This window comes from Pseudalkalibacillus sp. JSM 102089, assembly GCF_041366475.1.
Classification (GTDB): domain Bacteria; phylum Bacillota; class Bacilli; order Bacillales; family Guptibacillaceae; genus Guptibacillus; species Guptibacillus hwajinpoensis_B.
In genome coordinates, this window is the sequence record NZ_JBEWYW010000003.1 from 146492 (window position 1) to 158907 (window position 12416).

At 41.5% G+C, this 12416-nt stretch carries 12 protein-coding genes and 2 pseudogenes; 8 read left to right on the forward strand and 6 right to left on the reverse strand.

Going from position 1 to position 12416, the window contains the following annotated elements; genetic code table 11:
• Nucleotides 1–16: 16 nt before the first annotated feature.
• The 4 genes and pseudogenes from ABVF21_RS09050 to ABVF21_RS09065 all read right to left on the reverse strand — a co-directional run bounded on the left by ABVF21_RS09050 (nucleotide 17) and on the right by ABVF21_RS09065 (nucleotide 3451).
• Nucleotides 17–496 (reverse strand): site-2 protease family protein, encoded by a 480-nt coding sequence (locus tag ABVF21_RS09050; protein ID WP_303530020.1) that lies wholly within the window; start codon nucleotides 494–496, stop codon nucleotides 17–19.
• A 428-nt stretch (nucleotides 497–924) separates the two neighbouring features.
• Nucleotides 925–1668: pseudogene (locus ABVF21_RS09055) on the reverse strand (SDR family NAD(P)-dependent oxidoreductase).
• Nucleotides 1669–1783: 115 nt separating this feature from the next.
• The gene (locus ABVF21_RS09060; protein WP_371018066.1) at nucleotides 1784–2521 is read right to left on the reverse strand and encodes an ABC transporter permease; all 738 of its coding nucleotides are present in this window, start codon (nucleotides 2519–2521) and stop codon (nucleotides 1784–1786) included.
• An 18-nt stretch (nucleotides 2522–2539) separates the two neighbouring features.
• Entirely contained in the window at nucleotides 2540–3451 is a 912-nt protein-coding gene (locus tag ABVF21_RS09065; RefSeq protein WP_371018067.1) for an ABC transporter ATP-binding protein, read from the reverse strand.
• 288 nt (nucleotides 3452–3739) lie between these two features.
• Between ABVF21_RS09065 and ABVF21_RS09070 the strand changes: the two are divergent.
• The 5 genes and pseudogenes from ABVF21_RS09070 to ABVF21_RS09090 all read left to right on the forward strand — a co-directional run.
• Nucleotides 3740–3970, forward strand: a pseudogene (locus tag ABVF21_RS09070) (NIPSNAP family protein); the annotation flags it as partial.
• A gap of 72 nt (nucleotides 3971–4042) precedes the next feature.
• Nucleotides 4043–4480 carry an NUDIX hydrolase gene (locus tag ABVF21_RS09075; protein ID WP_283154317.1) on the forward strand — a complete coding sequence of 146 codons (438 nt, stop codon included), beginning with the start codon at nucleotides 4043–4045 and terminating at the stop codon, nucleotides 4478–4480.
• A 314-nt stretch (nucleotides 4481–4794) separates the two neighbouring features.
• Nucleotides 4795–5223: a hypothetical protein gene (locus ABVF21_RS09080; RefSeq protein ID WP_303530030.1), complete on the forward strand. Its 429-nt coding sequence runs from the start codon at nucleotides 4795–4797 to the stop codon at nucleotides 5221–5223.
• Nucleotides 5224–5489: 266 nt separating this feature from the next.
• Nucleotides 5490–7019: a BCCT family transporter gene (locus ABVF21_RS09085; RefSeq protein ID WP_303530032.1), complete on the forward strand. Its 1530-nt coding sequence runs from the start codon at nucleotides 5490–5492 to the stop codon at nucleotides 7017–7019.
• 151 nt (nucleotides 7020–7170) lie between these two features.
• Complete coding sequence (locus ABVF21_RS09090; RefSeq protein WP_371018068.1) at nucleotides 7171–7947, forward strand: 3-hydroxybutyrate dehydrogenase; 777 nt, start codon at nucleotides 7171–7173, stop codon at nucleotides 7945–7947.
• 70 nt (nucleotides 7948–8017) lie between these two features.
• On the opposite strand, the gene ABVF21_RS09095 is transcribed toward ABVF21_RS09090, so the two are convergent.
• Nucleotides 8018–9307, reverse strand: coding sequence for a GntP family permease (locus ABVF21_RS09095; RefSeq protein WP_194220599.1), 1290 nt, complete (start codon nucleotides 9305–9307; stop codon nucleotides 8018–8020).
• Between the two features lie 339 nt (nucleotides 9308–9646).
• Between ABVF21_RS09095 and ABVF21_RS09100 the strand changes: the two genes are divergently transcribed.
• Genes ABVF21_RS09100 through ABVF21_RS09110 form a run of 3 tightly spaced genes read left to right on the forward strand, consistent with a single transcriptional unit; the run spans nucleotide 9647 to nucleotide 11971 of the window.
• Entirely contained in the window at nucleotides 9647–9886 is a 240-nt protein-coding gene (locus ABVF21_RS09100) for a FeoA family protein (RefSeq protein ID WP_194220598.1), read from the forward strand.
• Entirely contained in the window at nucleotides 9879–10619 is a 741-nt protein-coding gene (locus ABVF21_RS09105) for a FeoB small GTPase domain-containing protein (protein ID WP_303530475.1), read from the forward strand. The genes ABVF21_RS09100 and ABVF21_RS09105 overlap by 8 nt, the downstream gene beginning before the upstream one ends.
• Nucleotides 10571–11971 carry a nucleoside recognition domain-containing protein gene (locus ABVF21_RS09110; protein WP_371018069.1) on the forward strand — a complete coding sequence of 467 codons (1401 nt, stop codon included), beginning with the start codon at nucleotides 10571–10573 and terminating at the stop codon, nucleotides 11969–11971. Before ABVF21_RS09105 ends, ABVF21_RS09110 begins: the two co-directional genes overlap by 49 nt.
• A 58-nt stretch (nucleotides 11972–12029) precedes the next feature.
• Here ABVF21_RS09110 and ABVF21_RS09115 read toward each other — a convergent pair whose 3' ends face one another.
• On the reverse strand, nucleotides 12030–12350 hold the full coding sequence (locus ABVF21_RS09115) for a DUF4306 domain-containing protein (protein WP_371018070.1): 321 nt from the start codon (nucleotides 12348–12350) through the stop codon (nucleotides 12030–12032).
• Between the last annotated feature and the right edge of the window lie 66 nt (nucleotides 12351–12416).

The window sequence follows — 12416 nt, forward strand, 5'->3', positions numbered from 1 at the left end:
TGTCGAACGCTGTCCATTAATCAATTGGATCTTCTGCTTTTCCGTAGCGAATAACATCGTAGATCGCCATGCCATCACTTGGTTTTCCATCGTCGTTTTTATAAGGCATTAAAGAGAAAAAGACAAAATAGAAAGAAAAGTAAACAAACTGTCTAAATACAAGAGTTTTCGGTAGCACTTCTATAAGAATGAGATAATTAATAATCAGTATGAGTATAACGTTAAATAGGCTACCACCAAGATAAATGGCCACGTGAGCCCATGTTTGGTTGTAAGTTAACTTATCGTATTGACACCAGCCTTCCATAAAATATTTCTTCCTAACCTCTAGAGGCCCTATATCAAATAATTTCTTACCAGTTCCGATACAAAATTTAATTCTCCCACCAAAGATTCTCGCTACTAGTACGTGACCAGCTTCGTGGACCAATGTAACAATTGGTAAAATAATAAAGAAGTTCACAAAAAACATCGGGATGTCGCTTAACGTAAACATGTATAACCTCCATTTTTTTCGGGCTATGTTAGCCAATTTTAGTAATCTTGTTAGTACGCTTTTACATGATGTTGGCTCAAAATGACTTCCTTAAAACTGACACTCTCTTCATTTTTTAAGGCATAAAAAAAGCCGAAAAGGAGTCGTTCTCCTTTTCGGCTTATGTCTGATACTAATTGTCCAGATCATTGCTACCTTACATATATGTTTGTTTCTTTTTGAGTTTGGTTGTCAGTCTTACAAATTGCTCTACCTGGTGATTTGCGTAAGAGTATGAAGATACAAGTTGTGCACCACACATCACCTAGATGAGATATTTATGAGTTTGCTGTAAAAGTCGTGCTTTAAAAGACCAAACATCTTATTTCAGTCTCAGTTTCTTATTGTAACGGCTAGGCTTAAAAAATGGCAACCCCATTTTAAAAACCTTATACATCAGCCGAACCAAGCGTCATCCCTCCGTCGATCACCATTTCGGTTCCCGTACAATAGGAGCTCTCGTTGGAAGCAAGAAATGCGACGGCTCTGGCAATTTCCACCGGCTGGCCGATTCGACCAAGTGGAATGGACTGATAAAAATCTGGAACCCCTTCCCCTTGCGTAGCCATTTCTGTCTCAACGCCTCCGGGATGGATCATATTAACACGAATCCCTTTTGGTCCTAACTCAATCGCCGCTGCTTTCGACATGGCGACAACAGCAGCTTTCGTGGCCGCATAGGCAGTAGATTACCCAATCGGAGCAAAAGCTGATATTGACACGTTGTTTACGATTGAACCTTTTTGCTGCTTTTCCATGAAAGGAACGACAGACTGCATGCCAAGAAATACGCCGAACTGGTTTACGTTAACCATTTCCTGATAATCGTCGATCGTTAACTTCGTAAATGGTTTTCTTTTTAATATACCGGCATTATTAACGAGCGTATCTAAGCGCCCAAATTCCTCACCAATCTCATCCATCACTGCTTCCCAATCCGCTTGCTTCGTAACATCTAATTGCACAGGATAGGCGCTCTTTCCTATAGAACTAGCTACATCCTTTGCACTTTCATACTGTCGAGCTCCAATGACGACACGTGCTCCTAATGCAGCAAGGTGCTCGGCAATAGCTTTGCCTTGCCCGCGATTACCGCCTGTAATTAAAATGACTTCACCGTTCAAATCTGGCATTTCACTCTCTCCTTCAGCGTTTTAACTAGAGTTTACATGAAGTATGTTTAGATTTCATTCAAAGGCATAAGGAAAAAGCTACGACAGAACGAATATCGCCCGTCATAGCTTTATGTTAGCTTCGAGAATTTTTCAAAAAACGTGGATAGGCCGATAAAGCAATCGCTCCACCTACTGCGCCAGCTAGAAACAGGATAAGCAGATTAAACCAAACATCGCTTACGCCACCGTTCTGAAGAATAATTTCCTTATACCCATCAAGCGCCCAGTATTGGGGAAAGCCTTTACTGATATTCTGCATAAATTCTGGCATCGTTTCAACTGGCATCCACAGTCCTCCGAGCAAAGCTCCGCCGAGTGCAATGATTTGCGTGAGCGCAATGCCCATGTTTTCTGTTTTTACAAGAACGGCCATCGCCATTCCCCAACACGTGACGATGAAGGCAAGGGCGAAGGATAAAATGATGATGGCAAACGGATCTCCTAATGATAGATCATACACAAGAATTCCAAATCCGAACAATACAGTAACCTGAATCAAAACGATGATCACGAACGGGATCCATTTTCCAAGAAAATAATGAATGATCGAAAGCGGCGTACTCGCAATTCGAGCTACCATGCCTCTCTCCCTATCTTTTACAAAAGTGATGACCATCGATATCATAATATAGAAAGCAAACATGATCGTATATCCTGGAATAATTTGCGTAACCACTTCTTTATAGTTCCCCATTTCAGAGAAAATCCCAACAAATGCTACGATAAACACAATCGGTAAGATGAACGTCCAAAACCATAACCCTTTATCATGTACCGTCTTTTTTAGTTCAGTTCTAACAATAGCCCACATGAGCATTCCTCCTTTCGTTTAGACATCACGTAGCTGAGTTCCTGTTAAATGAAAGAAAATATCTTCTAATCTCGGTTGATATAATTCCAATCTTCGAGGTTCAATCCCCTCTTCTCGAAAACGCCCAATGACTTGTTCAAGCGTAGCTAGTGGATTCTCTGAGGTTAATAAGTATCCATTTCCTTTTCTTTCAGGGCTACCGAAAGGAGATAATAGTTCTTCTGATATACCTTCTCCAGAAATATATAGCGAAGGCTTGCCATATCGCTCAAGCAATTCACCCATTTCACCGTACTCCATCAGCTTACCTTTATCGATTAAGCCGATGCTATCACAAAGCTGTTCCACTTCTTCCATATAATGACTCGAATAGATAATCGTGCTTCCTTCTAACTTTAGATGATGGATAATCGAAAATATCGAATTTCTCGATTGAGGATCAATACCCACTGTCGGTTCATCCATAATTACAATGGACGGTTTATGAAGCAAAGCACATCCAATGTTTAATCGGCGCTTCATTCCACCAGAATAAGTAAGCACCTTATCTTTTCCCCGATCTTTCAAACCGATCTGATCAAGCACCTCTTCGATCCGAACATGAAGATTTCTCCCTTTCAATCCATAAAGATGACCGAACAAACTCAGGTTTTCTCTTGCTGTGAGGGTTTCTTCTAAACAAATTTCCTGTGGCACGTAGCCGATTTGCTTCTTGATCGCCTGCCGATCTTTCGATACAAGATAGTGATTCACAGACATTTCTCCATCAAACTGCATTAAAATTCCCGAAAGAATTTTCATTAACGTCGATTTCCCTGCTCCATTGGGACCAACAAGACCAAAACACGTTCCTTCCTTAATGCTAAAACTAATGTCATCTAGCGCCTGAATGGGACCGTATTGTTTACTTACGTTTATCACATCAATCATTCGCCAAACTCCCTCCTCTCAAGATCATAGAGACTACTTTCTTCTATCCAGCTACAAGTACGTATTGAAATGATGGAAAGTTTCTTATTCACAGCATTTAGGCTTCTTAAGAAAATAAATCAACTTTCACTTAATATATATAAAAGAGCCTCCACTTACATTCGATATCACTATACTTCTTCACTAATACTACGGAGCGGAGTAAGAAACCTCTATTAATATTGCGAAAATAGCTACTATTTGAAATAATATAGTGAACAGTAAAATAATGACACTATCTATTTTTATATGAAACGAGGGGTCAATCCATTGATTTACAGAAGAAAAACGTATGCGATACAACCCGAAAAGCTTAACGAGTTCAATGAGTTTTTTCATACTTACCTCTACCCTAATCAATTAAAGCATGGTGCAAAGCTCATTGGTCGATGGGTTAATGAAAGCGAAAATGAAATTACAGCCACATGGCAGTATAATAGCATCGAACAGTATGAGGAGATCGAACGTAGCATTAGACAAAGCTCTTTACATACAAAAGCCCAAGAACGAAGAGCCGAATTAGGAGAGCTTTACCTCGATAGCCGAGAGGAAATGCTAACTTCAACAGCTGAACCTTATTCGTATCACCCGCCAAAACACATCGTGTCCGCAGCTTCCGTTATTTTAAATGAAGATAATGAAATGCTTTTAATCAAAGGCCCGCGTAGAGGTTGGGAGATGCCAGGAGGTCAGGTTGAAGAAGGAGAATCCCTGATCGATGCGGCTGTGCGTGAAGCGAAGGAAGAATCAGGCGCAGATATTGAAGTCGTTAAATTCTGTGGTGTGTTCCAAAATGTAAAGTCCTCAATCTCAAATAATATGTTCTTAGCCAGATTTGTTGGCGGCGAACTCACAACAACACCCGAAAGTCTTGAAGTTGGCTTCTTTCCCATTCCTACAGCGCTCGAAATGGTAACGTGGAAAAACTTTAGACAGCGAATTGAATACTGCTTGAATGAAGCGCAGCATCCTTTTTATGTCGCTTTTTAATAACCGATTTACCGCCACTCAATAGAGAGGCGGTTTTTATATGAGCAAAATTGGTTTACTTCCTCGTCTCAAAAGGTATTTATTTACATATAAAAGGATGATATACGATGCAATCCTATTGGCGTAAAGTCTTAGAATTGCTAATAATTGGGATGCTCTTCATTCCTATCTTGACTATTTTGAACAATGAACCGATTTTCTCCTCAAAAAACATCTCGCTTTTTCTCGGTATTCTAACTTTCAACGTCTGCTTATTTCTTTGGAAATGGTTACGTAACTGACGATCATAAATTAACCTATTTGGAGGGCTGAAAATGACGAAGAAAAAAGTGTTATCACCTTTTAAAGAGTTTCTCGTTATGTTCTCACTGTTTGGGATTCTGTTCGGTGTCGGCTTTCTTGCCTTTTATTATTTGGGTTTTAACATTGGTTTCCCCATTGCTCTCGCTCTACTGATTCTTATCGCTTACATATCAAGGCGATTCATTAAACAATCCGACGAAAACTTTCTTACACCAACTGATCGCAAATTCAATATGAAGAAACACCCTTGGTTTGTCGGTGTTCCTCTTTTTATTCTTTTTTTCGTCGGAAATTATGTTCGCTATGATGATAGCCTCATCACTGCTCTGATTATAACGCTGATTAACTTTTTCTTTAGCTTTGTGGTGGTGCTCGGCGTCTATTATTTTAAGATGAAAAATTACGGATACCGATTGAAGGATGGACACTGGTCTAAATAACTGAAAATATGAGTTGTAAAACCGGAAGAGATAGCTGTTTCTTCCGGTTTTATTTTATCTCCATGGGGTATTTATGAATTGAAAACACAATTTCGACTGAATTCGATTTAATTTTACAAAAAAGGGGGTTAATGGAATCGATTACCTTAAAATTCATCTTTCATTTATAAAGTAACTAATCAGATTAAAACTTCTCTCTTTACACCATACTAACGGTAGTGATAGAGTAAGTAATTGTGTTTAAAAAGCGATTAAAGGAGTCTTCTATGAACAATAAAGAAAATGGGCGTATTGATTGGCCCGTCTTTGGAATAAGCGGTGGAGTGTTAATTCTCTTCGTTATTCTTGCACTTTTTGATATTTCATTGGTAGAAAACATCGTTAGCTCAAGCTTTGCCTGGTCTGCGAGATTTTTCGGAGGTTTTTGGCAAGTATTAATGCTAGCGACGTTCTTCGTAGGTATTGGATTGGCATTCTCAAAATATGGAAAGATAAAACTTGGCGGTATGGACAAGCCTGAACTAAGCCTTTATAAATGGTTATCCATTATTATGGCGACGCTACTCGCGGGTGGCGGTGTGTTCTGGGCAGCGGCAGAGCCAATGTATCATTTCTTAACCGTTCCCCCTTCTCAAGATGGGAAAGGCATTGAAGCAGGAACACAGGGTGCTATTGATACAGCACTAGCACAAAGCTTCATGCATTGGGGCTTTCTCGCATGGGCGATCCTTGGAACGATCAGTGCTGTTGTTATGATGTATGGTCACTATCATAAAGGTATGCCGATGAAGCCGCGTACCCTTCTCTATCCTATTTTTGGTGAAAAACTTCGTCACAGCTGGTTTGGAACGCTTATTGATGCGTTTTCTGTTATCGCAGTTGCGGCAGGAACGATTGGCCCAATTGGATTCTTGGGATTACAAGCAAGTTATGGATTGCAAGAAATCTTCGGAATTCCAAATCAGTTCAGCACGCAGTTCTCGATTATTTTAGCGGTTGTCGTGGTTTCCACGATCTCAGCCGTAACTGGACTTTACAAAGGAATTCAATATTTAAGTAGCTTTAACGTTCGACTGGCTATTGGATTAATGGTGTTTATCGTCATCTTCGGACCTGGTGGCTTTATCTTTAACCACTTTATCTCTGGATTTGGTGTTTATGTCGATCAATTTGTCACAATGAGCACATTCCGTGCTGATACTGGCTGGCTTTCATTCTGGACAGTCTTCTTCTGGGGCTGGTTTATCGGATACGGTCCAATGATGGCCATTCTTGTGAGTCGTATTTCAAGAGGCCGTACGATCCGAGATATTATTATTGCCGTTTCTATTTTTGCACCAGTAATTTCAACATTCTGGTTCACGGTACTTGGCGGATCAGGGATTTTCTTTGAAATTTCTAACCCAGGATCCATTTCAGAAGCATTAAATGCAGCTGGTAATCCAGCAGCGATGTTTGCCATTACAGAACAATTCCCGCTCGCAAGCATTATTTCACCACTGTTCTTAATTCTAACGATTCTTTTCGTTGTAACAACAAGTGATTCTATGTCCTATACAATTGCGATGGCCGTTACAGGCGAAGGCGATCCACAAAGATGGCTTCGCGTATTCTGGGCTATTCTAATGGGAACTGTTGCCGTAATCCTACTCATTACTGGAGACAGCGGTATTACGCAGCTACAGAACTTCATTGTTGTAACAGCTGTTCCCGTCTCCCTCATTCTCCTGCCGATGGTTTGGCTCGCGCCTAAAGTAGCTAGAGAAATGGCGAGAGATCAGAACATCATTAAATAAGAGAAGAGTTTAGAATGCGCACTATCTTAGGATAGTGCGCTTTTTTGGCTTTGTGGTGCCTGTCACCACCCGCTTTAGCTCGAATAAAGTCGAAATATCTTCTGAGAATTTGGGTATCCTAAGAGCTATGATACTTAAGGAGGATATGTCTATGCTTGAAGGGAAATGTGCGTTAATTACTGGTTCTGGTCAGGGTATTGGACTAGAGATTGCAACGGAGTTTGCGAAGGCCGGAGCGAAAGTGATGTTAAATGATATTAACGAGGATACGCTTAAAGAATCTGTAGAGAGTTTAACGTCCCAAGGGTTTACCGTTGAAGGTGTCGTAGCTAACGTTGCGAAGGAAGAAGATGTGAAGAATGCGATTGATGAAACAGTTAAGAAGTTTGGTCGCATCGATATTCTCGTGAACAATGCTGGCATCCAGCATGTTGCCCCTATCGAAGAATTTCCTAGTGAGAAATATAGCTTAATTCTTGATATTATGCTCAAAGGACCTTTCTACGGTATTAAGCATGCCTTCCCTATTATGAAAGAACAAGGCTATGGCCGCATTCTTAATATGGCTTCGATTAACGGCCTAATTGGCTTTGCCGGTAAAGCTGGCTACAATAGCGCGAAGCATGGCGTGATAGGGTTAACGAAGGTTGCAGCCCTTGAAGGCGCTGATCATGGAATTACCGTTAATGCCATCTGTCCTGGGTACGTTGATACACCACTCGTTCAGAATCAGCTTGAGGATCTTGCCAAAACCCGAAATATCGAGAAAGAGAAAGCTCTTGAGCAAGTGATTTATCCACTCGTCCCTCAGAAGCGGTTAATTCAAGTTCAAGAAGTAGCCGACTACTCGATTTTTCTAGTGAGTGAAAAAGCGAAGAGCATTACAGGTCAAGCAGCTGTTATTGATGGCGGATATACAGCGCAATAAAATTTAAAACCCCCGGTCTCCTTTTTTGATAAGGAGAACCGGGGGTTTTTACTTTATACATTTGAGACAATTAGTTAACACCCATCATTGCAAGGAAGATAATCGCAATGGTCGCAATCATTGGGATGATCAACCCAACGACAAATACGTCTTTGTAAGAGTCTTTATGCGTTAGTCCTGTAACAGTGAACAATGTTAACAGTGCACCGTTATGCGGGAGAATCGACGCTCCTGAAGCTACTGCCGTGATCCGGTGGAAAGCTTCTAAGCTAAGATTGTTATTAATCGCAATATCGTAATATTCTGGTCCGAGAGCTTCAAGTGCGATACCCATACCACCAGAAGCTGATCCAGTAATCATGGCCAGGAGCTGTACTGCAAAGGCCTCTGAGAAATACGGGCTAAGCGGGATGGCGAAAATGAGATCTTTCACTGCTTCAAACCCAGGTGATGCTGTCACGACAGAGCCGAAACCAACAGCAGCACTTGTATTAATCGTCGCCATAACGGAACCAGATGCGCCTCCGTTGATCGCTTTTATAAATTGCTTGTAATTTTTAATATTAAAGAGCATGATGAGTAGAATTCCGATACCAAGCGCAACGAGAATACTTAAGTTTTCAAAAGCGTTTAATGTTACAACTACAGCAATTAACGGAATAACAGAAAGAATCCAGTTTGGAAGCTCATCTTCGTTAATGCTTTTTACTTCGTTCGAGCCCTTAGGCTCAGTAAATTCCTCACCATTCTTCGTGAGTTGTTTCTCGCGGAACTTCAGATAGAAATAACCGCCAACTGCCATAATTAAGCCAGCTACAATCCCAAGAATAGGCGCGGCCATTGTAGACGTTTTGAACGTATTAATTGGGATAATGTTTTGGATCTGCGGCGTTCCTGGCAGTGCTGTCATCGTAAACGTAAATGCCCCAAGAACGAATGTAGATGGAAGTAATTTACGTGAGACGTTTGCCTGACGGAACATCGCTACGGCTAGTGGGTAAACGGCGAATACAACAACGAAAAGACTTACGCCTCCGTATGTAAGAATCGCTGCTGAGATAAGCATACCGAGAATCGCTCGTTTCTCACCAATCAAGTTTGAAATTTTATAAGCAACAGACTGTGCTGCTCCTGTGTCCTCCATTAATTTCCCGAAAATGGCACCAAATAAGAAAATCGGGAAATAAGCTTTCGCAAAATCAACGAAGCCCTGCATGTATGTTCCAGTGTAGGCTTCGAGAATGTTCATACCGCTCAAAATTGCTACAATACCTGATACCAACGGGGCGATCCAAATAATCGACCATCCGAGATAAGCTAAGAGCATCAAAAGAGCGAGCCCTACAAGAATACTAATCATAGCTGATTTGCCTCCTCAAAAATCTTCTGTCTGTTTTACTATGTCCAATCCAGGCAAATCTAAATCGACATAAGCCGACTTGCGCGTGCCTGTCACCACCCGCATTTACTCGAATTCACTCGAATGATGTTACCCGTTAATTTTCAGGGTAAAACGCTATTTATCACATTTCTCTCCTATTCAATGAAATTCATAAAAGTAAAAAATATCGAAACATTCTCGCTTTCTTCATTAATAACCATTGACATATGCCCCTATTTTTACATACGATGAAGATACAAAGTTTGCCCAAGGGAAAAATAGTAGACGCGGGTTAAAAGAGTAAACGGAGGTCAACTAATGAACTTATATGACGGTAAAAAAGGAGATCGCATTCGAATTAAAGAGGTAGCCATTGATGGGGTCATGAGAAGAAGACTTCTTGATTTAGGCTTTGTTCCTGGAGCTGTCGTTGATGTTCTAAAGAAAAGCCCACTTGGAGACCCAATTGCTTTTCGCGTTAGCCATACAACAATTGCACTCCGAAAAGAAGAAAGCACAAAAATTACTGGGGAGCTGATTCAAGATGATTATGAATAATACGTATCGGATTGCGCTCGCTGGTAATCCAAACACAGGTAAAAGCACTTTATTTAACGCCCTTACAGGTTTGAAACAGCACACTGGCAACTGGGCCGGTAAAACAGTCAGCCTGGCGGAAGGCGCCGTTCACTACAAAAAAAGCACGTTTAGGCTGATCGACTTACCCGGAACGTATTCACTGTATTCGAATTCAACCGATGAAGAAGTCGCACGTAACTATATCGTTTTCGAAAAACCTGACGTTACGCTAGTTGTGCTTGATGCGACATCCTTAGAACGTAATCTGAACCTTGCGCTACAGGTGATGGAGATGACTTCAAATGTTATTGTGTGTATCAATTTAATTGATGAAGCGAAAAAGCGTGGTATTGAAATAGATGAACAGCGGTTAATGAGACATCTTGGAGTTCCAGTTCTTAAGATATCCGCACGAAATAAAACTGGATTCCCTGCTCTCTTAGATACGATTGACCGTATGATTCAGGGAGAAATTAGCACCTCCCCATTTTCGATTCAATACAACGAAGAAACCGAAGCAAAAATCACACAGCTTGAGCCGAATGTAAAAAAGCTTGTCGGAGATCGGTTTCCTACAAGATGGATCACATTAAGACTACTTGATGGGGATACATCGTTACTTGATGAAATTCAAAAGAGAATGCAGCAAAAGGAGGACTTAACGTGGAACGCAGTGGGGAACACGAGCGCCAATCATTTAGAGAACTTCTAGATCAAGCAAACGACCTGTCAACTTCCTCTCTACGGGACGAGGTTGTCCAAAGTTTATATCAAACGAGTCAACAAATCTGTCAGAAAACAGTTCGCTTTACGAAAAGCAAAGAAGATAAGAAAACAGAGCGATTGGACGCTATTTTCACCTCGCCGATTTGGGGATTCCCCATCATGCTCGCCATGCTTGGGCTTATTTTCTATCTCACAATCGCCGGGGCAAACGTCCCCTCTTCTATGCTTGCAAGCTTCTTTACATGGTTAGAAGATTACATTTCGATGGCATTCACTGCATTGAATTCACCAGACTGGCTCCATGGCGTGCTCGTTCTCGGTCTTTATCGCGGAACGACCTGGGTAATTAGTGTTATGCTGCCACCAATGGCGATCTTTTTTCCAACGTTTGCTTTACTGGAAAGCTACGGGTATTTACCTCGCGTCGCGTTCAATATGGATCGGTTGTTTAAAAAGGTTGGCGCGCACGGCAAGCAGTCCCTTACGATGGCTATGGGATTCGGATGTAATGCAGCCGCCGTCTTATCCACGCGCATCATCGAATCCCCGCGTGAACGTATGCTTGCGATACTAACGAACAACTTCGTACCTTGTAACGGTCGCTGGGGAACACTCATCGTGCTTGCCTCGCTCTTTATGGCAGCTGGATTTACCGGAGGAATGCAAACACTCATCTCCTCTGGCGTTATTGTTGGTATCGTCATTTTTGGTATTTTCGTTACGTTTGTTGTGTCATGGGTACTTTCCAAAACGATGCTAAAAGGCGTGCCGACGCACTATACGTTAGAACTCCCGCCATACCGGAGACCGAAATTTTTCGATACAGTGGTACGCTCATCTCTTAATAAATCATACGCCGTTCTTATGAGAGCAATTAAAATCGCAGCACCTGCCGGAGTGCTCACTTGGGTGTTTGCGAACATCTATATCGGGGACACGAGCATCTTTATGTACGGAGTGAACTTCCTCGACCCGTTCGCTCAATCACTCGGGTTAGACGGTTATATACTGCTTGCCTTCATTCTCGGATTGCCTGCGAATGAAGTCGTTCTGCCGATCTTGCTAATGGGATACTTATCGACTGGATCGATGCTTGAGGTTGATAATCTGGCTGACTTAAAGAACATTTTTCTTGATCAGGGCTGGACTTGGTTAACGGCTCTTAACATGATGTTATTTTCCTTGCTTCACTATCCATGTGGCACAACGTTGATTAATATTTATAAAGAAACAAAAAGCTACAAGTGGACATTTGTTGCCTTCATCATTCCAACGGTTATTGCGCTAGGCGTTACATTTGCTGTCGCTCAATTAGTAAGAGGAATGGGATGGGTTTAAAAAATGCGACGAATCAAAAAGCATGCCCATCGCCGGCATGCTTTTTCCTATTCATCAGTTATGAACTCGCTATATTCTTTCTCTGCACATAAGAAAGCTGCTTTTTCACAAAGTAAACTAGTAAGCCGCCGATCAAACCGAACGACAGCAGACAAACCCCAGTCATGAGCGGAGCCACTTTAAAAGCGTAGAGAAACATGTCAATTTCATAAATATCTTTTGAAGCGACGACTGTGCCTGGCGTGAAAATGAGATGGCTTTTCCAATCTGACAGAGTCGATAATTGACTTGCCGTCCAGGAGGTAGCCCAGTACGAATACCCAAAGACAGTGACGAGACAGAGCATCGAGTAAAGTTTGAAGAAACCCCTTTTTTTCACACCATCACCTCTATGATTTTATACTGTATTTATTCGATAGTTACGTTGAACATTCCTGTATTTTCC

Excerpts from the sequence above, each read along its gene's own strand:
- ABVF21_RS09050 (WP_303530020.1), bottom strand. The coding sequence starts at position 496 with ATGTTTACGTTAAGCGACATCCCGATGTTTTTTGTGAACTTCTTTATT.
- ABVF21_RS09095 (WP_194220599.1), bottom strand. The coding sequence starts at position 9,307 with ATGATTAGTATTCTTGTAGGGCTCGCTCTTTTGATGCTCTTAGCTTAT.
- ABVF21_RS09080 (WP_303530030.1), top strand. The coding sequence starts at position 4,795 with ATGACGAAGAAAAAAGTGTTATCACCTTTTAAAGAGTTTCTCGTTATG.
- ABVF21_RS09100 (WP_194220598.1), top strand. The coding sequence starts at position 9,647 with ATGAACTTATATGACGGTAAAAAAGGAGATCGCATTCGAATTAAAGAG.
- ABVF21_RS09105 (WP_303530475.1), top strand. The coding sequence starts at position 9,879 with ATGAATAATACGTATCGGATTGCGCTCGCTGGTAATCCAAACACAGGT.
- ABVF21_RS09090 (WP_371018068.1), top strand. The coding sequence starts at position 7,171 with ATGCTTGAAGGGAAATGTGCGTTAATTACTGGTTCTGGTCAGGGTATT.
- ABVF21_RS09085 (WP_303530032.1), top strand. The coding sequence starts at position 5,490 with ATGAACAATAAAGAAAATGGGCGTATTGATTGGCCCGTCTTTGGAATA.
- ABVF21_RS09065 (WP_371018067.1), bottom strand. The coding sequence starts at position 3,451 with ATGATTGATGTGATAAACGTAAGTAAACAATACGGTCCCATTCAGGCG.
- ABVF21_RS09075 (WP_283154317.1), top strand. The coding sequence starts at position 4,043 with ATGCTAACTTCAACAGCTGAACCTTATTCGTATCACCCGCCAAAACAC.
- ABVF21_RS09060 (WP_371018066.1), bottom strand. The coding sequence starts at position 2,521 with ATGTGGGCTATTGTTAGAACTGAACTAAAAAAGACGGTACATGATAAA.